This is a genomic window from Nocardiopsis oceani (genome assembly GCF_054777395.1).
Window position 1 is genome coordinate 22400 of sequence record NZ_BAAHAR010000045.1, and the last position, 18408, is coordinate 40807.

Below are 18408 nucleotides of genomic sequence, written 5' to 3' on the forward strand. Positions count from 1 at the left end.
GCCGGGCCGCCCGTGGGGGTGCGGGCGGCCCGGCCCCTCGGTCCCTGGGTCAGGGGGCCGTTCTCTGGGGTGGAGCTCCTGGGGGTGTGGAGCTTCTGGAGCGGGGTTCCTGCGGCGGAGTGCCGGGGCGAGCTAGTCCTCGGTGTTCCCGGGGAGCTAGTTCTCGGCTCGGCGGCCGGTGACGATCAGGACGACGGCGACACCGATGAACCCGATGCCGACGACCAGCGAGCCGATGGGCAGCGTGGTGTGCAGCAGCGGCAGGACGGTCCGGGCCTGGTCGGTGCTCTCGATGGCGGCGGCGCGGGTGGCGTCGTCGAACCGGAGTTCACCGCTGAACAGGGTCAGGACCTCCTCACCGTCGACCACGACGGTGCGGTGGTGGTCCTCGCTGATGTCGATGGGGGATCCGCTGACCGGCTCGATCCAGTACGTCCTGACGATGGAGAAGGTCTCGTCGCCGACGACGTCGCCGTCGCCGTCCAGACCGGCGACGTCGCGTGGGATCTCCCGCTCGTCGATCACGGTCGGTTCAACGTCCTGGACGAACTTGTAGGCCTCGACCCCGTCGACCTCCTCGACGCCCTGGAACTCCATGGGGACGACTTCCTCCGCGGTCGTTTCGAAGAAGTCGTAGTCACGCTGTTCCGTCATGAACGGCATCTTCCAGCCCTGCCCGGACTGGGTGACGGCGGAGTCGTCGACCATGGCGTCGCAGCAGTCGACGAGCTCTCCGGAGACGCGGTCGTGTCCGGCACGGCGGTTGGTGGAGCTGATGCCGAAGTCGGTGTCAGCGTCCTTGATCCAGGTGAACTGGTCCCACACCACCACCTCGTCGGTACTGGAGGCAACGTCGGCACGGATCGTCGAATGTGCCTCAACCTCGGCGTCCTCGACGAGTTCCACGTCCTCGATGTTGAAGTAGGTGACCTCTCCCGTGTTGACGGTGGCGTTGTAGTAGTCCAATGGAGTCTTCATCAGGGAACTGGACATCCACGTGCGCATCATGGGTGCCAAGGCGAGACTGAAGACCCCCAGCGCGATGAGTACGACCGCAACGGTACGGCGCATGTGCCCTCCTGGGCGGATGAGAGTCCAGAGCTGGAACTAGGTTCAGTTCCGGGTAGAGTACTGCCCAGTAGTGAACGACGTCACCTGGGCGTGTCTGAATTTTTATAACACGTTCTAGTAGAACGCGTTTCGACTCCCTCCCGTCCTGGAAGGCCCCATGGCGCCCACTCCCTCCGCGCCCGAGGACCCCACCTCCGGCAGCCCTCGAACACACTCCGTCGACGACACGCGCCTGCTTCCGCAGGTGAACGGGCGCCACCACAGCCTCGACGGGATCCGGGCAGGCGCCTGTCTCCTGATCCTCGTGGTGCACGTGTCCACGGAAACCGGCGACGCGCTGTCCCCCGGGCCCATCGGAGGCCTGCTGAGCGCGGGCGCGCTCGCCGTCCCCCTGTTCTTCGCGCTCTCCGGCGTCCTGCTCTACCGCCCCTGGGCCCGCAGCACTCTGGACGGTGTCCGGGGGCCGAACGTGCGCGCCTACCTCTGGCGCCGCGTCATGCGGGTCTTCCCGTCCTACTGGGTGGTGGCCGCGGCCGCGCTGCTCCTGTGGGGCGGCGAGCACGTCCGCTCGGCCTGGCACTGGTTCGAGGTCATGACGCTGACCTTTCCCTTCAACACCGACCCCCACTGGGACGGGCCGGGACCGCAGGGCCTCGGACAGATGTGGAGCCTGTCCGTCGAGATCTTCTTCTACCTCTCACTGCCGCTCTTCGCCCTGGTCCTGACCCTGTGGGCGCGGGGCGGCAAGACGGTGGACGCGCGGGGGCGCAGGATCATCGGCGGACTCGTCGTGATCACCGTGCTGTCGTTCCTGGCGCTGGTGCCGCAGTACTTCCCGGAGCCCCGCGAGTACATGCACTCCTGGCTGCCGCGCTGCATGGGCATGTTCGCGGTCGGGATGGGCCTGGCAGCCCTCTCGGAGTGGGCCTGGCGGGAGAGCGGCCCCGACGGCCCGGTGCGCCGGTTCTGCCGGACCATCGCCGCCTCCCCGGGCCTGTGCTGGTTGGTGGCGGGTGCCTTCTACGTCCTGGAGGCCACCCCCGCGGCGGGCGGCCGCTTCTTCGAGCCGGGCAACCTGTGGGTGTCGATGATCGAGTCAGCCACCAGCATCGGCTTCGCCTTCTTCGTGATCGCACCGGCGGCACTGTCGCCGCCGGCCCCCGACAGCCCTCCCCCCTCTCTGCGCACCGCGGCGGCCTGGCGCGACGGCGCCTGGCTCGACGCGCTGATGCGGCACAGGGTGATGCTGTTCCTGGCCAAGATCACCTATGGGATCTTCCTGTGGCAGTTCGTGGTGCTGTACCTGTGGCGCGACTTCACCGGCCAGGAGATCTTCACCGGATCGTTCCTTTTGGACATCGTCCCGGTCACGATCGGGACCGTGCTGTTGGCCTGGGCTACGTTCCACTGGGTCGAGGAACCCTCCCGCAAGTGGTCCCGGAAGTTCTTCGTCTCCGGGAACGGTGCGCGGTCCGGTGGCAAGGGTCGGCGTCGGCCCCGCGGGAAGGGCGCCGCTCAGGAAGGGGAACAGGACAGGGAACAGGGCAAGGAAATCGCCGGGGGCTGACCACCTGGTCCGACGTCCGGGGCTGAACCGTGCGGCGTCCGGGGCGCCACACGGTACCGGCTACTGGTCCTCGGCTGCCTCTTCCGCGTGCTCGGCCTCGGCCTCCTCTTCGGCACTCTCCTCGCCCGCCTCGATGTCGCTCGCGGGGGACAGCGGCCCCAGGGAAGCCCAAGTCACGCAGGTCTCCTCCGGCTCGGTGAACAGCGAGAACGACTCGTGCTGCTCCGTCACCGGCACGTACCAGAACCCGCCGTCCGGTGCGGCCGGGAGCTCAGTGTGGACCTCCTCGCCGCCCACCACGACGACCATGCCGGTGTCTTCCTCCGAGATGTATCCGATCGTGGCGACCTGCTCCATCCCGCCGACCTCCAGGACGTCCCAGGACATCAGTCCGTCCCAGTTGTCCATACACTCCTGGTCGTCGCCCGGGACGAAGGCGTTCACCTGGCCTGGCGGCGCCGCCTCCACGAGGTTGCCCTCTTCGTCGAACACGTAGGCGCTCGGGGCCGGTTGCGGCTGGGACATCCGCTCGGCCACGTCCGGGTCCGCCAAGGGCGGCAGCACGTGGGAGCTGAGCCGCCGCGGCCCGTTCCACTCGATGACGACGTCGGTGGGCACCGGCCGGCTGTACAGGCCGGCGTCCTCGGGCACGTCCTCCAGTGAGGCGCGCACGTTGGCCAGGTACAGGTGGAGCCGCTCGCCGCTGAGGGTCTGGGCGTAGGTGTAGGTGGAGTAGCCCGCGGCACCCGCGTACGCGACCGTCGCGGCGATCACGACGACCCAGGTGGTCCGGGCCGGCTGCAGGAGCTGGAGCCGTCGGCCGGGCCGCCGCTCCTCCCCCGCGTTGCCCACGTACTCGCGGGCCCGTTCCTCACGGGTGGCCAGGAAGGCCAGCGCCAGTACGAGGGCGAAGATCAGCGCCGCGTCGGCGACGTAGCGCGGGTCGGCACCGATCCCGCCGTGCGCCTGACCGCGGGCGATGATGGTCGGGACTGCGTCGACGAACACCAGGTAGCCGAGCAGCAGCGCCCACGCCCGCCAAGCGTTGCGGCGCAGGCGGAGACTGGCGAGGACGGCCACGACGAGCGCCGCCCACGCGCCGAGCACCACCACGCCGGCCGGTTCGACCAGGCCGCCGGCCGGGGTGACGGGCCCCCATTCGAAGGGTCCTCCCACTGCGCCGGCGGGGAACACTTCACCGAGCATCCGCCGCACCATCTCCACGGACGGTTCCCACACGGGGATGCCGGCGCCCTCGGCGTCGTCGGCGGAGCTCTGCCGTACCAGGTAGAGGGCCAGGTAGCCGATCGTGGCCGCGACCAGCACCGACCAGAACGTCCGGTGCCGCCAGAAGGCGTACCTGGCCGCGCCGATCAGGCTCCCCGGGTACAGGAAGGCCACCGCGAACACGAACATCAGTGAAGGCAGGAACAGCGCCTTGACCGAGAACAGCATCCCGAAGGCCACGGCGCCGCCCGCCCACCAAGCGAACACGGGGAGGTCGGTGCGCAGGTAGCGGACGGTCCACAGCAGCGCCAGGACGATCGCCAGCTGGAAGGGGACGGCGTTGAGCGCGGCCGCCCACCAGCCCAGCACGGGGATGGTCAGCGGCGCCAGCGCGTACACCGTCAGGGGGACGAGGATCGCCCAGCGGCGGCCGAATAGTTCCCAGAGGAGCCGAAAGAACGCCAGGATCGCGATGCCCTGGAGGGCCAGCATCGTGCCGGCGGAGGCCACCCAGTCGTAGGGCAGGAAGGCGGTCTGCAGGTACACCAGGAACATGGCGCCCGGCATGAAGTGGCCCTTGTGCAGGTCCAGCAGGTATTCGGGGGTGAGGTCGGTGGCGTGCGCCGCCGCGAAGAACAGGTAGTCGTCCTCCACGAAATAGGACTCGCTCAGGACGTAGATCTTGAGGAGCAGAGCGGCGAGCACCACCAGCACCCCCGTCTGGAGGATGCGGTCGTGTTCGAGCCGCCGCAGCGAGACGAGGCTCGAACGAAGGACTTCGCCATAGAAAGGACCCTGCTCAGCGGGCTCCTCGACCGGTCGGCGTACCCTGGGTGCGCCACTGTCCTCCGGTTCACGCGCTGAGGGGGATTCAGGCGGCATCGGTACACTCCCCGCCGTATGGTTGGCCAACCCGGAAATGGGTGCCAGAATACAACACGTTCCACTTCTTCCTTTGACCGTTGTCGCAGGTCCTCATGGGCCGCACGCCCGGAACAGGAACACGCTCCAGCCAGAGCGTTCCTGCGGGAGGTCACCAGCACCGTGGGGGTGATGCCGGTGGGGCTCGAACAGGTCCGCCGCGACTGGACCCGACTGGGTTCCACTGAGCCGCTGTGGGCGGTCTGCGTGGACCCGGACAAGCGTGGCGGCGGGTGGGACGACGACGAGTTCCTCGCCTCGGGCCGTGCCGAGATCGACCCGGCCATAGCCCGCCTGGACGAGCTCGGGCTCGCGCCCCGGCGCGGCCGCGTCCTGGACTTCGGATGCGGGGCCGGACGGCTCTCCAACGCCCTCGCGGCGCACTTCGACCGCGTGGTGGGCGTGGACATCTCCGCCCCCATGCTCGAGGAGGCGCGCAGACTGGACCGTTCCGAGGGGCGGATCTCGTTCGAGCTGAACGAGCGCCCGGACCTGTCGGCGTTCGGGGACGGCTCCTTCGACCTCGTCTACACCGACCTCGTCCTCCAGCACCTGCCCACCGGCCTGGCCGAGGGCTACCTCCGCGAGTTCGCCCGCGTGGTGCGCCCCGGCGGGGCGCTGGTGGTCGGCGTCCCGGAGTCCGAGCGGCGCACCTTCAAGGGCCTGGTGTTCCGTTACGCGCCGTGGCCGCTGGTCGCCCTGGCCCAGCGGGTGTTGCTGCGCTATCCGGCTCCGATGCGGATGCACACGCTGCGCACCGAGCGCATCGCCGAGCTCCTCCCCTCCTCGCGGATCGCGGCCTCCGACGAGTACTGGGGCGGTGACCACTGGCGCCACCTGCGCCACTACGTCGAGGTGGGCGCATGACGGCCACCGAGACCCGCTCCGACGGGACCGTGCCCTTCCGCGCCACCCTCGCCCGTTCGGTGGGGCTGTTCTCGGCCTTCCGCAAGGAGCAGACCGACCCGGCCTTCTTCTACGGCAAGCTCGCCCGCGACACCGTCGACCAGCTGCGCTCCTACACCCCGCTGGACGGCAAGCTCGTGGTGGACGTGGGCGGCGGCCCCGGCTACTTCGCCGACGAGCTCCGCGCCTCGGGCGCCCGGTGCCTGTGTGTGGACTCCGACGCCCACGAGATGACGCTGCACGGCCGCGAGGCCGACTCGGGCGCCGTCCAGGGCAGCGCGCTCGAACTGCCGCTGCGCACCGGGAGCGCGGACGTGTGCTTCTCCTCCAACGTGCTGGAGCACGTACCGGACCGGACGCGCATGGCCGACGAGATGGTGCGGGTGACCCGCCCCGGCGGCCTGGTGTACCTCTCGTACACGCTGTGGCTGTCCCCCTGGGGCGGCCACGAGACCTCGCCCTGGCACTACCTGGGCGGCTCCTACGCGGCCGAGCGCTTCACCCGGAGGAACGGGCGCCGGCCCAAGAACGACTTCGGCAGCACCATGTACGCCGCATACGCCAAGGAAATGGTGCGGTGGGTCCGCGGCCGCTCCGACGTGGACGTGGTGGACCTGCGCCCCCGGTATCTGCCCACGTGGCTGAAGCCGATCGTCCATGTGCCCCTTTTCCGTGAGGTCATCACCTGGAACCTGCTGATCGTCCTGCGCAAGCGGTGATCCGGTTTGCTGGCGGTGCAGGCCCCGTCCCTTCAGTGCGGGGAAAGCCACCCCGCGCAGAAATGTCACCCCCGCTGCGGACCTCACCGGGACCAATCAGGTGAGGTGTGTGCTGACTGCCTCCCCGGCCCATCCGCCCGAAGCGGACCCCCGCCCCGCTCATCTCCGTCACCGCCATGCTGTGGTGGGGTCTGCGCGGATACACGGCGGGGTGACCTGGGAAGAGGAGAACCTGACCCCGTACCGCTGCGGTATGGGAACCGCCGTCGGAGATCTCCTCTACCTTCCCGGGGGCGAGGCCGCCGGAGCGCCGGGGTCGAACCCTCCTCCCTGCCCGCGGGCGCAGACCTGGTCCCCGTCCCCGCCGGGATCGCGGTGTCCTCCCCCGCCCATCCGCTGACCCTCCACGAGAGCCCGCAGACCACAGGTGATCGAGAGGGAGGAAGCCAACCCGTTCGGAAAGGTCCACGCGGAGCGCGGACGTCCCCGTCCACTCGTGCCCGTCGGCCTACCCTCCCTGGCCTGCGCGGGGGCGCGGCACCACGCCGCCCTCCCGCCGGTCCAGCAGGGCGAGCGCGCGGCGCGGCGAGCGCGCGTGCCTGCGCATCCCCGCGAACGGGCACTCCTGCCGATCCAGGTCGATGGCGAAGTCCCGCGACGAGGTGAGCTGGTCCATCTCCTCCCAGGTCACTGGGGTGGCGACCGGTGCACCGGGCCTGGCGCGGACCGAGTACGGCGCGACCGCCAGCTGCCCCGTCCCGTTGCGCAGGTAGTCGACGAACATGCGGCCGTGTCTGGCCGCCTTGCGCACCCTGGTGGTCCACTCGGCTGGGGCACTGGCGGCCACCCGGTCGGCGACCGCCTTGGCGAGGCGCCTCACCTCCTGGTCGTCCACCTCGGGTCTGAGCGGGGAGTGGACGTGCAGGCCCCTGGACCCGATGGTCATCACGTACGCGGTCAGACCGAGTTCGGCCAGCTCCTCCCGCACGCGCCAAGCGGCGTCCCGGCAGGACTCGAAGGCCTGCTCCCCTTCCCCCACCGGGTCGAGGTCGAGGATCATCCGGTCGGGCAGGCCCAGCCGCGGGGTACGTGAGGACCAGGTGTGCAGGCTGATCGCCGCCTGGTCGGCGCACCACACCAGGGCGGCGGGCTCCTGGCACTCCATCATCCGGCCGGAAGAGGTCCACACCGTGCGGATCCACTTGGGGTGCGACGGGTGCTGGACCAGGAAGCCGGGCCGGTCGATGCCGTCGGGGTAGCGCTCCAACGCGACCGGTCGGCCACGGACCAGCGGCAGCATCAGCGGCGCGATCCTCGCGTAGTAGTCGGCGAGGTCGGCCTTGGTCGCCCCGCCGGGCCCGAAGAGCGGCTTGTCGGCGCGCCTGACCTCCACCTTGCGCCGTCCCGCCCGCACCGTCGTCCGCATCGGCCGAGCCTCCTCCGGTCGGGTTCTCCGTCCGCCGGATCTACCCGGGCGCACCCCCTGAAAACCACACGGAACCTTTCACAAAGGGCAAACGACCTCGGGCGTCGTCAACCGGGAAGGCGGCCGGGGTGGGACGAAGGGTCGGCACCGCCCCGTGTCACCGTCGGCACCGCCCCGTGTCACCAGGCATGTGTTATCCGACAGCATTCTCCTTACACAAGAGGCCAGAGGTAACCCTGTGAATGCAGATACATAGCGGCGTGGCAACGATTCAGCCACTTCCCCCGGTCGTGATTTGCCATGCCTAGAAAAACAGCCCGGAAAAGGCGATCTTTGCGTTATGTCAACTTCCAACATGTGGCGTAGGACACATGCCGGATGCCGACAGAACCTCCGGCTGACTGGACCACCCTGCCCTCCGGAGGGGCCGCACCGACCGCGCACGATCATCCATGAGGTGGACCCGACCGCGGTCTCCACCTCGTGCGCCCCGGGCTGACGAGGAGGACTTTGCCGTGAAACCCCTGAGGACCACAGCCATACTCGCGTCGGGAGTGATGCTCCTGACCGCCTGCGGAGAAGGCACGGACGAAGGTACATCGCTCCAGTTGGTGACCTCCGACGTTGGCTCATACGGATACCGCGTGGCGAGTTACATCGCGGACTTCCTCAACCGAGATCTCCCCGACGGCACCGTCGTGACCGTCCACCCCTACCCGGACACCACCGCGGACATGAAGGCCGTCATGGACGGCGAGGCCGACATCGCCTACACAGCCGACATCGGCATGCTCGACTTCGTCAACGAGGGCGAGGCGTGGGAGGGCTACGAACCGGAGGTCGGCGAGCTCACCCACACGTTCTACGCCTACCCCATGGAATCGTTCATGGTCACCAACTCGGAGCGGGCCGGTGACTTCGAGTCCTGGGCCGACCTGGACGGCGAACCCGCCTTCTACACGCCCGCCGGATACATGAACTGGATGAACTACGCCAACGTCTTCGACATCCTCGGCTACGAGTTCAACCACGTCGAGATCGATTCCGGCGCCGTCGCCGACTCGCTGGACGGCGACTCGATCACGTCCGCGGGCGCCTACACCACCGCCGGGTCCTCCCTGCCCACCTTCTGGCAGGAGGGTGAACTCCTGGTGGACCTGGAGGCCATCCCGCTCAGCGACGAGGAGATCGACACCCTGGAGGAGGCCGGCCTGGAGACCGTCGCCGTCGACCCCGAGGAGGCCTTCAGCCAGGAGTTCGAGGCCGACGAGATCATGGGCGTCGCCATCCAGTTCGGCTTCAACGTGCGCGCGGACATGGACGAGGAGATGGCCCTGGCGATCCTCGAGAGCATGGAGGACCGCGTGGACGAACTCGTGCAGACGGACCCCGGTTTCGAGCCGCTCGCCGAGGACTTCGTGGGTACCCAGACCGCGGCGATCGCCGCCGTCCCCGAGGTCCCGGTCCATCCGGGCCTGGCCACCTTCCTCCAGGAACGTGACGCCTGGGACGACTCCTGGGACATCGCAGAGGAGTAGGGCACCCAGTGTCCGCAGAGGGGCGTCCCGCCGCCACAGGAAACGACCCAGCTTCCGCCGCGGGTCAGGGCGCCCCGCCCCGCTTCCGCTCTCGACGGGCCCGGCGCAACGCCGGGCCCGGTCCCCCAGCCACCGTGAGGACCGGACCTTGACCGCAGAGACCGACACCACGTCCAGAGCGGCGCCGAACCGGAGCCTGTTCACCGCAGCCAACCTGTACCTCGTGGTCGCGGTGATCCTGTTCCTGAGCCTGCTCGCGTACTTCTACACCGGGGCCGGCGGCGCCCGCCAGCTCGCGACCCGGCTGCTGCCGCTCGCGATCATCCTGTGGGCGCTGCGCTCCTATATCGACGGCGGCCCCTACCCCTGGTTCGGCACACAGTTCGGCAAGGTCGTGGGCCGTATCGTCAACCGGGGCTTCACCGCGTTCTACATCCTCACGGCGCTGACGCTCCTCGCCTATTTCTGGATCGAGTACGAGAACCTCGTCTTCGTCCGTTCCGGTGCCTACAACACCATGGACGTGGCGATGGGCATCGTCGTCCTCGCCCTGATCTTCGAGATCTCACGCAAGACCCACTTCGTGCTCTTCGCCGTCAACGTCGCACTGGTCGCCTACGCGCTGTGGGGCTCCTACCTGGCCATCGGATCCTTCTTCTGGCACCCGGGCTCGTCTCTGGAGCGCATCGTCACCTCGTCCACGGTGGAGTTCGCCACCGGCGTGTACGGCAGCTACACCCAGATGGCGCTCACCCTGATCGCCGCCTTCCTGCTGTTGGCGGCGGTGGCGAAGGGGTTCGGCGGCCAAGAGTCGATCATGCGCACGATGCAGCGCCTGGTCGGACAGCGGCGGCGTACGGTCCCTCTGACCACCGTACTCGCCTCGGTGTCGGTGGGCATGGTGACCGGCAGCGCCGCGGCGAACGCGGCCGTCACCGGCAGCTTCACCGTTCCGCTGATGAAACACCACGGCCTCAAGGGCAAACAGGCCGGGGCGGTGGAGACGTCCGCCTCCATGGGCGGCCTGATCCTGCCGCCCCTCATGGCTGTCGCGGGCTTCATCATGGCCGACATCCTGCAGGTCCCCTACTGGGAAGTGGTCCAGCGCGGCTTCGCGATCTCGGCGGTCTACTTCATCACCCTGGCCTTGGCCGTCTACCTGGTCAGCGTGCGCCAGCTCGCGGCCGGCCGGGTCCCGCCGCCGGTGGTGCGACTGGCCCAGTACTTCAAGACCGGCCTGTTCTTCGGCGCGATCGTCGCCCTGATCATCCTGCTCGGCGTGATCGGCTTCGGGCCCATGCGCTCCGCCCTGTACGCGGGCACGATGCTCTTCATCGCGATGGTGGCGTTCTTCTTCTTCGCCCGCTACATTCTGCGCGACGAGGAGCACCGGCAGCAGAGCCTCCTGCGCAACCTGCGCACGATGGTGGAGACCTTCGCCGAGCTCACCTGGTACCTGGTCGTGCTGATGGCCACCTTGGGCATCATGATCGGCCTGTTCACGCTGACCGGCTTCATCCTGCGCATGGGCTCGCTCATGCTGGAGGTCGGTTCGGTCAGCATCGTGCTGACCATCGTGATGGCCTTCGCCTTCGGGTGGTTGGTGGGTATGGGACTGCCGCCGACCGCTACGTACGTGATCGTGGCGGTGATCATCGTGCCGCCGATGATCCAGCTGGGCATCGACCCCTGGGTGGCGCACTTCTTCGCGTTCCTGATGGCGATCTGGGGCGAGCTGTCACCGCCGACGTCCCTGACCGCGGCGGTGGCCGCACGGATCGCGGAAGCGTCGTTCATCATGACGATGTGGGAGGCGCTGAAGATGTGCATGCCGCTCATCATCATGACCTTCGGGATCTTCATCAGAAGCGACACGGTGGTGACGACGGGGTGGCCGCAGGTGGTGGACACCGCTTTGCTGACGGTGGGGTGCCTGGCCTTCACTTTCGCGGTCCTGGGCCGGTACTACCGGGACCGGTTGCGGGACACGGTACTGCGGCTGGCACTGATCGGGCTGGGGAGCGTGGTGCTGTTCCTGCCCGTGGACGGGTTCCAGGCGGGGGCCGTGTTCCTGCCCGGGGTGCTGGTCCCGGTGACGACGGTGGGGGTGCTGGCGATGGTGGCGTTCGGCATCTGGCGGTGTTCCGGGGACCGGGCCATCTCGGAGGGGCGTGACGAGAGCCTGAGCGACACGCCTCCGCCGAGGTTGGATGACGTGGACGCGGAGTCGGAGGGCCCGAAGCCACTGCAGTAGGGCCGCAGAGCGGCTGCCGGGGCACCGCTGCCGGTGCCCCGGCAGCGCCGCAAGCTGCCCATGCGATCCTTCCCACGGTCCGAAGCCGCTGAGGTGAACTCGTCCGCGTGCTGCGCAGTCCTAGAGGCTGGAAGCCTCGACGGATCGGAGCCCCTTGCCCACCGAAGCGATCTCCGTGCAGAACGCCTGGAAAATCGTCACCGCCTGGACCCTGCGCCTGGCCGCCCTGGTCACCGTGCCCTGGGCGCTGTGGACACTGCTGCCCGCGCATGTGACCGTGATAGTCACGATCGCGCTAGCGGTCCTGAGCGCCTTGTTCCTGGGCCCCCAAGACACCCCGTGGCGGCCGCTCCGTGTCCCGGGCATCACGGTGGTCCTGTGGGACCTCCTCCTTGTGACGCTGGTGGCCGCCGCCCTGTACCTCCTGGGGTCGCCGCACGCGGTCGTCTACCTGATGTTCCTCCCGGTCCTCCTGGGCGCCTGCCGAATCGCGGGCTGGCGCGAAGCCACCAACGGCCCACAGAGCACCTCACAGCGCCTGCTGGCCTTGGGCACAGCGGCCGTGCTGATCGCCGGACTCCTCAGCCCTCGGTACCACGACACGGCCGAACAGGCGCGCGTCTGCGCCCTGGCCTCGGCCACACCCGGAAGCGGAGAGCTCTGGCCCGACGCGAGCGAGCCCACAGGCGAGACCGATCCCGACCACTTCGTCGGGCCCGCACTGTGGACCGTGTCGGAGCGGGAGAACATCATCGCGGGCCACGGGGACACGGTTACCTCCGCCCTAGGCCCTGGCTTAGCCGTTCGCTCAGCAGAAGACGGCGAGGTCCTGTGGCACGTGGACACCAGACGCCTGGAGGAGTTGAACGAATCCCCGGAATCCGACTCCTTCGATGCCAACCGCGTCCACCAGGTGGGAGACACCGTGGTCGTCGGCTACCGCACCACAGCGGATGATTACCTGCGTGCCCACCTAGTGGGCTACGACGCCGCCACCGGGCGCATGAGCTGGTGCGTGCCCGGCCTCCGGGACGTGATGACCGACCCCCAGGAGCCGTCCCGCTTCCTTGCCCGCGACACGTCTTCCGCCCCCGAGTGGGGTCTGTATGACCCCGCCGACGCCTCCCGCGTAGCGCGACTGCCGCTGAACGACGACCCCGACCACGGATACGCCGGTGACCCGAGAGCCGTTCTCGCCGAAGGCCGCGCTACGGTATGGACCCCGCGCGGCTTCACCAGCTACGACAGCGACTCCGGCGACCTGCTGGCTCTGGCCCCCGCGCTCCACCCCGGGTTCGAGGACCGCGACGTCGTCGGACTCGTGCACGTGGACGACATCACCGTGCTGTCCTTCGCCGCGGAAGGAGACAGCGAAGTCGCACACGAGAGGTACGCGGTAGCGGCCCACGACGCGGAAGGCGACGAACTCTGGAACTCCGAGGGCACCGGCCCCCTCGTCGAGGGCGAACCCTTGGTCGGCACCGGATTCGGCGCTTGTTACGACCTTCCCAAGAACAGCTTCGGAGCCGTGACCCACCGGGGCTTTGACGGGCACTTCATCTCGATGGAGATCCCGGCCTCGGATCGTGCGGTCCACCGAACCGCTGCTGTCCGTGCCTCAGACGGAACTGTCACTTGGATCACTGAGGACGACCTGTTCATCGCCAGCTGTGACCGGATCTGGCACAGCGCGGACGACCGCCTCCACCTCGACTCCGGCGCTGTCCTGGATGCCGAGGGCATCGTCACCGAACCTGAGAACGAGAACAAGGTGAGGCTGGTCGTCCACACCGCCAACGGCGTCTCCGTCCGGGAGACCGGACGCGGTCCCGCCACCTTCCACGCCCTCCCCTGACACGTGATCACTCCCCCGTACCAAGAGCCGACGCCCGGCCGAGGGTCTCCCCCGGCCGGGCGTCGGCTTGGACCAGACGCGTTGCCGCGCCCATGCGCTCCTACTTGCGCTTGTTGATCTCCTCGGTGAGCTGCGGGGCGACCTTGTGCAGGTCACCCACGACGCCGAAGTCGGCGAGCTCGAAGATCGGAGCCTCGGGGTCCTTGTTGACCGCGACGATGTTCTTCGCGGTCTGCATGCCGGCGCGGTGCTGGATCGCGCCGGAGATGCCCAGGGCAACGTACAGGTTGGGGCTGACCGTCTTACCGGTCTGACCGACCTGGAACTGGTTCGGGTACCAGCCGGAGTCGACGACGGCGCGGGAAGCGCCGACGGCGGCACCGAGGGAGTCGGCCAGGCCCTCGATGACACTGAAGTCGTCGGAGCCGACGCCGCGGCCACCGGAGACCACGATGGCGGCCTCGGTGAGCTCGGGGCGCTCGCCCTTCTCCTGGACGACGCGCTCGACGACCTTGGCGCCCTTGGCGGCGTCGGAGATGTCGACCGAAACGGCCTCCTCGGCGGCGGCGCCGGCGGCGGCCTCCGGGGCGACGGAGTTCGGACGGATCGCGACGACCGGGACGCCGGCCGTGACGCGGCCGTGGGTGACGGTGGCGCCACCGAAGATGCTGTGCTCGGTGACGACCTCAGCGGTGACGTCGACGACGTCGGTGAGCACGCCGGAACCCAGCTTCACGGCGGTGCGGCCGGCGACCTCCTTGTTCTCGGCGGTGGCCGAGACGAGGATGGCGGCGGCGCCCTTCTCCTGCGCGAGCTTGGTGAGCAGCTCGGCCTTCGGGGCGACGACGTAGTCGTTCACCTCGGCCGGAGCCACGTAGACCTTTTCGGCGCCGAACTCGGCCAGCGCGGCCTTGCCCGACTCCGCACCGTCGCCGACCCAAACCGCGGCGGGCTCGCCGATGCGGCGTGCAGCGGTCAGCAGCTCGGTGGTGACCTTCTTGACCTGCCCGTCGACATGGTCGACGAGGACGAGGACCTCAGCCATAATCCTTGAACCTTCCTGCGTCTCTCGTCTGACCTACACGAACTTCTTCTCGGCGAGGAACTCGGCGGCCTTGGTGCCGCCGTCGCCCTCGTCCTTGACGATCGTGCCCGCGGCGCGCGGCGGCGCGGCGGCGAAGTCGACGGTCTCGGTGGTGGCGTTGGCCAGGCCGACCTTGCCGGTGTCGATGCCCGCGTCAGCCGCGGACTTCTTGTCGACCGGCTTCTTCTTCGCCTGCATGATCAGCTTGAAGGACGGGTAGCGGGGCTCGTTGATCTTCTCCACGACGGAGACGACCGCCGGAAGCTGAGCCTCGACCACGTCGTAGCCGTAGTCGGTCTGACGCTGGATCTTGATAGCGCCGCCGTCGACGTCGACCTTGCCGGCCAGCGTGAGCTGGGGAAGGCCGAGGTACTCGGCGAGCGCGGCACCGATGACACCGGTGCGGGCGTCGGTGGACTCCGAGCCGAGGACGACGACGTCGAACTCGATGGTGCCCAGGGCCTGCGCGAGCGCGTAGGCGGACTGGATCGCGTCGGAACCGTGCAGCGCGTCGTCGTTGACGAAGACGGCCTTGTCGGCGCCCATGGACAGGGCCTTGCGGATCGAGTCCGTGGCCTGGTCCGGACCCATCGTCAGGATGGTGACCTCGCCGCCGTGCTTCTCCTTGAGGAGGAGCGCCTCTTCGATCGCGTACTCGTCGAGCTCGTTGATGACGCCGTCGGACGCTGCGCGGTCCAGCGTCTTGTCATCGGCGTTGAGCTTCCGTTCGGTCGCCGTGTCCGGGACCTGCTTGACCAAAACGACAATATTCATGGCCGGTGGCCGACCTCCCTGCACTCCCATAGCCGCCGTCAGGCGGGTGGGCGCTGGCGCGCCCCGTTACTGCCAACAATGCCGAATGCCGTTCGGTCATCCGACGGCGGGGGCGGCGTATACGTCTACGGCCGTCCCGCCCGTGTGCTCATAGTCCAGATGTTACTGGCTAGTAGTTTGTAGGCCAACCCGCGGCCCCACGTTCAACTTAGGAAAACCTAATCAATGGGCTTCCCCGCACCGCCGCCGGGCCGCCGAAACGGCGCCGACCAGCGGTAACGAGTCGGAGCGCGGAGACCTTTCTCCCACCTTAGTGACCTGGTCCGCGCCCCTTGGCTGGCGCACCACCGCCCAACGGCGACGCTCTCCCCCTCTGCGGGAGGGAGAGCGCCCTTGGTCGTCTCCGGTCAGCCGATCCAGTCCGACGGCCCGCTGAACGGGCCCGTGGTCCAGATCGGGGCCGAGGTCAGCCCGGTCGACAGGATCAGCATGGTCAGCAGGATGATGGCGATGACCACACCCGCGTAGATGTACAGGTTGGTGAAGCGGATCCGCTCCACCAGCCAGACCGCTTGGTGACGTGCCTCACGTCCGCTCGGCATGATGTAGCTCAGCAGGATCATCACGAACACCGCGAAGGCACCCGTGTAGTTGGCGCCCTCGCCCGGCGCGTCCACGATCGTCGCGTAGACCATCCCGACCAGGATGCCGCCGAGCAGGTAGATCAGGCCGAAACCGATCGTGCGCGCGGCCATGCGGCCGAAAGCCCACGGGAAGCTGAGCGCCACCACCATGCTGTCCGAGGGGCGGGGCCCCCGGGTCTGGAGGCGCCGTGCGTGCTCGGCCTTGACCACGTCCAGCGCGCCCAGGCCCGCGATGACCACGATGCCCAGGACGATACCGATCCACGGGAACCACAGGGCCACACCGGCCAGCGAGATCATGATGGGGATGAGGACCAGCGGATGCATCCGCCAGGACTCTTCGTAGTACTCGTCGTCGTATTCGTCGTAGTACTCGTTGGCCTCGCTGCCGCCGCGGAAGTAGTCGCCGAACCGGTCCCCGCCACCGCGCCGGAAACGTCCGAGCAGGCCGCCGCGCTCCTCGTATTCGTCCTCGTCGAACTCCTGCGTGTTCTCCGGCCGGTGGCCCTGCTGACCGACGGGGGTCAGCACGTCCTGGAAGGCCTTCGGGTCCAGCGGGGAGTTGAAGAACTGGGTCTGCGGCGCGGCCTCCTGCTCGCCCTCGAGCTGGTGGCGGCCGGTCTCGGCCGGGTTGATCCGCTGGGTGCCCTGCACGTCGTCCGTGCCGGGCTGGATCCGCTGCGTGCCCTGCGGGTCGTACAGGTCGTCCGAGGAGTCAGGGGTGATGCGCTCGGTACCGGCCATGTTGGCGAGGTCATCGGTTGCCTCGTCATCGCCGCCCCAGCCGCCGGGGGCCGAGTAAGCACCGCTCAGGTCGTCGGTGGCCTCGTCGTCGGAACCCCAGCCGCCCGATCGGGCGTGGCTGGTCTGCGGGGACGAGGTACTGCCCCATCCGGTGGACCGGCCGCCGCTGAGGTCGTCCGTGGCCTCGTCGTCAGTGCCCCATCCGGTGGACCGGCCGCCGCTGAGGTCGTCGGTCGCCTCGTCGTCAGTGCCCCACGCCGAGCCGGTGCCCGGGCGGCCGCCGCTGAGGTCGTCGGTGGCCTCGTCGTCGGTACCCCAGCCGCCCGATCGGGCGTGGCTGGTCTGCGGGGACGAGGGACTGGCCCACGCGCTCGCGGTGCTGGACGGGGTGGGACCGCCCCGGGTGTGCGCGGGCCCCCAGCCCTCACTGGCCCGGCCTGCGAGGTAGCCCGCGGCACCTCCGGCGGCGGCACCCGCCGCACCGGCCGCGGCCGCACCGCCCGGGCCCGAGGAGCGGCCACCGGGCGCCGCGCCGCCGTGCCCGTGCCCGTGCCCCGGAGCGGGGCCCTGCATCGTGTGGTTTCCGGTCAGCCCCGTGGACTGGTTGGTCGCGGCGGGCTCGCTCCAGGGCAGGTCGAGGTTGAGCCGGCTGGTCTCGGCGACCAGTTCGGCGGCGCTGGGCCGCTGCGCCATGTCCCGGGCGACCGCGCGGTTCACGAGCGGGCGCAGCGCCTCGTGCATCCCGTCCATGTCGATCTCGCCGTTGAGGATCCGGAAGAAGATGACCTCGAACGAGCCCGCTCCGTACGGCGGCCGTCCGGTCGACGCGAAGGCCACGGTGCCGCCCCAGGCGTGCACGTCCGTGGCCGAACCCAGGTCCGTGCCCTCGATGACCTCCGGGGACAGGTAGCTGGGCGTACCGACGAACGTGCCGGTCTGGGTCAGCTTGGCGCCGTCCACGGCGTGGGCGATACCGAAGTCGATGACGATCGGCTCGCCGTTGGAGATGATCACGTTGCCGGGCTTGAGGTCGCGGTGGATCACCTCCACCGCGTGGATGTCCTTGATCGCCCGGGCCATGCCGGCGACGAAACGGGTCAGAGCGCGGCCGCGCAGGGGGCCGTGGTCGGTGACGGTCGCGTCCAGAGTGGGCCCGGGAATGTACTCGGTGACCACCCAGGGCAGCTCGGCCTGGGTGTCCGCGTCGATGACCTCGGCCACGTTGGGGCTCTGCACACGGCGCATCGTCTCGACCTCGCGGGCGAGCCGGGCGCGCGCGATATGGTCGCCGGCGACCTCGGGCTTGAGAACCTTCACCGCGACGAACCGCTCAGTCCGGGGGTCCTCGGCCTGGTACACCACGCCCATCCCGCCCGCACCGATGCGACGACGGATCACGTAGTGGCCGATGCGCTCCGGCAGCTCCTCACCCGTGGGGAAACCTGCCGACATTGCCATCGAGAACTCATCCCCTCACAAGACCGCATACCGCCGCGTCCAGTTTATCGGCCGGGGGGATGGGTCAACATTGGCTTGTACGGCCCCTTGAGGGGCCCGTGTGGTCTCTTGGATTCCGCCGGAGAGTGTGGGGGCGGCGCGCACCACCGGGGGCTCCGGGCGGACCGTCCGTGCTGGGACGACCATTGACGAGTATGACGGAAAATCCGCGTGAGCGGTT

Annotated in this window: 12 protein-coding genes; 6 read left to right on the plus strand and 6 right to left on the minus strand. The window is 69.1% G+C overall.

Annotation, left to right across the window (positions count from 1 at the left end; translation table 11 throughout):
* Window positions 1-156: 156 nt before the first annotated feature.
* Window positions 157-1071, minus strand: coding sequence for a PorA family protein (locus ACYVDG_RS24910; protein ID WP_460758376.1), 915 nt, complete (start codon window positions 1069-1071; stop codon window positions 157-159).
* Between the two features lie 157 nt (window positions 1072-1228).
* On the opposite strand from ACYVDG_RS24910, the gene ACYVDG_RS24915 reads away from it, so the two are divergent.
* On the plus strand, window positions 1229-2638 hold the full coding sequence (locus ACYVDG_RS24915; protein WP_460758379.1) for an acyltransferase family protein: 1410 nt from the start codon (window positions 1229-1231) through the stop codon (window positions 2636-2638).
* A gap of 60 nt (window positions 2639-2698) precedes the next feature.
* On the opposite strand, the gene ACYVDG_RS24920 is transcribed toward ACYVDG_RS24915, so the two are convergent.
* On the minus strand, window positions 2699-4747 hold the full coding sequence (locus tag ACYVDG_RS24920; RefSeq protein ID WP_460758383.1) for a hypothetical protein: 2049 nt from the start codon (window positions 4745-4747) through the stop codon (window positions 2699-2701).
* Between the two features lie 171 nt (window positions 4748-4918).
* Between ACYVDG_RS24920 and ACYVDG_RS24925 the strand changes: the two genes are divergently transcribed.
* The gene (locus tag ACYVDG_RS24925; RefSeq protein WP_460758386.1) at window positions 4919-5653 is read left to right on the plus strand and encodes a class I SAM-dependent methyltransferase; all 735 of its coding nucleotides are present in this window, start codon (window positions 4919-4921) and stop codon (window positions 5651-5653) included.
* Window positions 5650-6411, plus strand: a complete 762-nt coding sequence (locus tag ACYVDG_RS24930; protein ID WP_460758390.1) for a class I SAM-dependent methyltransferase — start codon at window positions 5650-5652, stop codon at window positions 6409-6411. The genes ACYVDG_RS24925 and ACYVDG_RS24930 overlap by 4 nt, the downstream gene beginning before the upstream one ends.
* A gap of 508 nt (window positions 6412-6919) precedes the next feature.
* Here ACYVDG_RS24930 and ligD read toward each other — a convergent pair.
* Window positions 6920-7837 carry a non-homologous end-joining DNA ligase gene (ligD, locus tag ACYVDG_RS24935; protein WP_460758394.1) on the minus strand — a complete coding sequence of 306 codons (918 nt, stop codon included), beginning with the start codon at window positions 7835-7837 and terminating at the stop codon, window positions 6920-6922.
* 557 nt (window positions 7838-8394) lie between these two features.
* On the opposite strand from ligD, the gene ACYVDG_RS24940 reads away from it, so the two are divergent.
* The 3 genes from ACYVDG_RS24940 to ACYVDG_RS24950 all read left to right on the plus strand — a co-directional run bounded on the left by ACYVDG_RS24940 (window position 8395) and on the right by ACYVDG_RS24950 (window position 13484).
* Window positions 8395-9375: a TAXI family TRAP transporter solute-binding subunit gene (locus ACYVDG_RS24940; RefSeq protein WP_460758481.1), complete on the plus strand. Its 981-nt coding sequence runs from the start codon at window positions 8395-8397 to the stop codon at window positions 9373-9375.
* A 148-nt stretch (window positions 9376-9523) separates the two neighbouring features.
* Window positions 9524-11629 carry a TRAP transporter fused permease subunit gene (locus ACYVDG_RS24945; RefSeq protein ID WP_460758398.1) on the plus strand — a complete coding sequence of 702 codons (2106 nt, stop codon included), beginning with the start codon at window positions 9524-9526 and terminating at the stop codon, window positions 11627-11629.
* A 154-nt stretch (window positions 11630-11783) separates the two neighbouring features.
* Window positions 11784-13484 (plus strand): hypothetical protein, encoded by a 1701-nt coding sequence (locus ACYVDG_RS24950; RefSeq protein ID WP_460758401.1) that lies wholly within the window; start codon window positions 11784-11786, stop codon window positions 13482-13484.
* Between the two features lie 100 nt (window positions 13485-13584).
* On the opposite strand, the gene ACYVDG_RS24955 is transcribed toward ACYVDG_RS24950, so the two are convergent.
* The 3 genes from ACYVDG_RS24955 to ACYVDG_RS24965 all read right to left on the minus strand — a co-directional run bounded on the left by ACYVDG_RS24955 (window position 13585) and on the right by ACYVDG_RS24965 (window position 18188).
* Window positions 13585-14529, minus strand: coding sequence for an electron transfer flavoprotein subunit alpha/FixB family protein (locus ACYVDG_RS24955; protein WP_460758404.1), 945 nt, complete (start codon window positions 14527-14529; stop codon window positions 13585-13587).
* A 33-nt stretch (window positions 14530-14562) separates the two neighbouring features.
* Window positions 14563-15342 carry an electron transfer flavoprotein subunit beta/FixA family protein gene (locus ACYVDG_RS24960; RefSeq protein WP_460758409.1) on the minus strand — a complete coding sequence of 260 codons (780 nt, stop codon included), beginning with the start codon at window positions 15340-15342 and terminating at the stop codon, window positions 14563-14565.
* A 407-nt stretch (window positions 15343-15749) separates the two neighbouring features.
* Window positions 15750-18188 carry a protein kinase domain-containing protein gene (locus ACYVDG_RS24965; RefSeq protein ID WP_460758413.1) on the minus strand — a complete coding sequence of 813 codons (2439 nt, stop codon included), beginning with the start codon at window positions 18186-18188 and terminating at the stop codon, window positions 15750-15752.
* Window positions 18189-18408 lie beyond the last annotated feature (220 nt).

What these genes read in the sequence shown, in the direction of transcription:
- ACYVDG_RS24940 (WP_460758481.1), top strand. Translation starts at nt 8,395, where the DNA reads ATGCTCCTGACCGCCTGCGGAGAAGGCACGGACGAAGGTACATCGCTC.
- ligD (WP_460758394.1), bottom strand. Translation starts at nt 7,837, where the DNA reads ATGCGGACGACGGTGCGGGCGGGACGGCGCAAGGTGGAGGTCAGGCGC.
- ACYVDG_RS24960 (WP_460758409.1), bottom strand. Translation starts at nt 15,342, where the DNA reads ATGAATATTGTCGTTTTGGTCAAGCAGGTCCCGGACACGGCGACCGAA.
- ACYVDG_RS24915 (WP_460758379.1), top strand. Translation starts at nt 1,229, where the DNA reads ATGGCGCCCACTCCCTCCGCGCCCGAGGACCCCACCTCCGGCAGCCCT.
- ACYVDG_RS24930 (WP_460758390.1), top strand. Translation starts at nt 5,650, where the DNA reads ATGACGGCCACCGAGACCCGCTCCGACGGGACCGTGCCCTTCCGCGCC.
- ACYVDG_RS24965 (WP_460758413.1), bottom strand. Translation starts at nt 18,188, where the DNA reads ATGGCAATGTCGGCAGGTTTCCCCACGGGTGAGGAGCTGCCGGAGCGC.
- ACYVDG_RS24920 (WP_460758383.1), bottom strand. Translation starts at nt 4,747, where the DNA reads ATGCCGCCTGAATCCCCCTCAGCGCGTGAACCGGAGGACAGTGGCGCA.
- ACYVDG_RS24925 (WP_460758386.1), top strand. Translation starts at nt 4,919, where the DNA reads ATGCCGGTGGGGCTCGAACAGGTCCGCCGCGACTGGACCCGACTGGGT.
- ACYVDG_RS24955 (WP_460758404.1), bottom strand. Translation starts at nt 14,529, where the DNA reads ATGGCTGAGGTCCTCGTCCTCGTCGACCATGTCGACGGGCAGGTCAAG.
- ACYVDG_RS24910 (WP_460758376.1), bottom strand. Translation starts at nt 1,071, where the DNA reads ATGCGCCGTACCGTTGCGGTCGTACTCATCGCGCTGGGGGTCTTCAGT.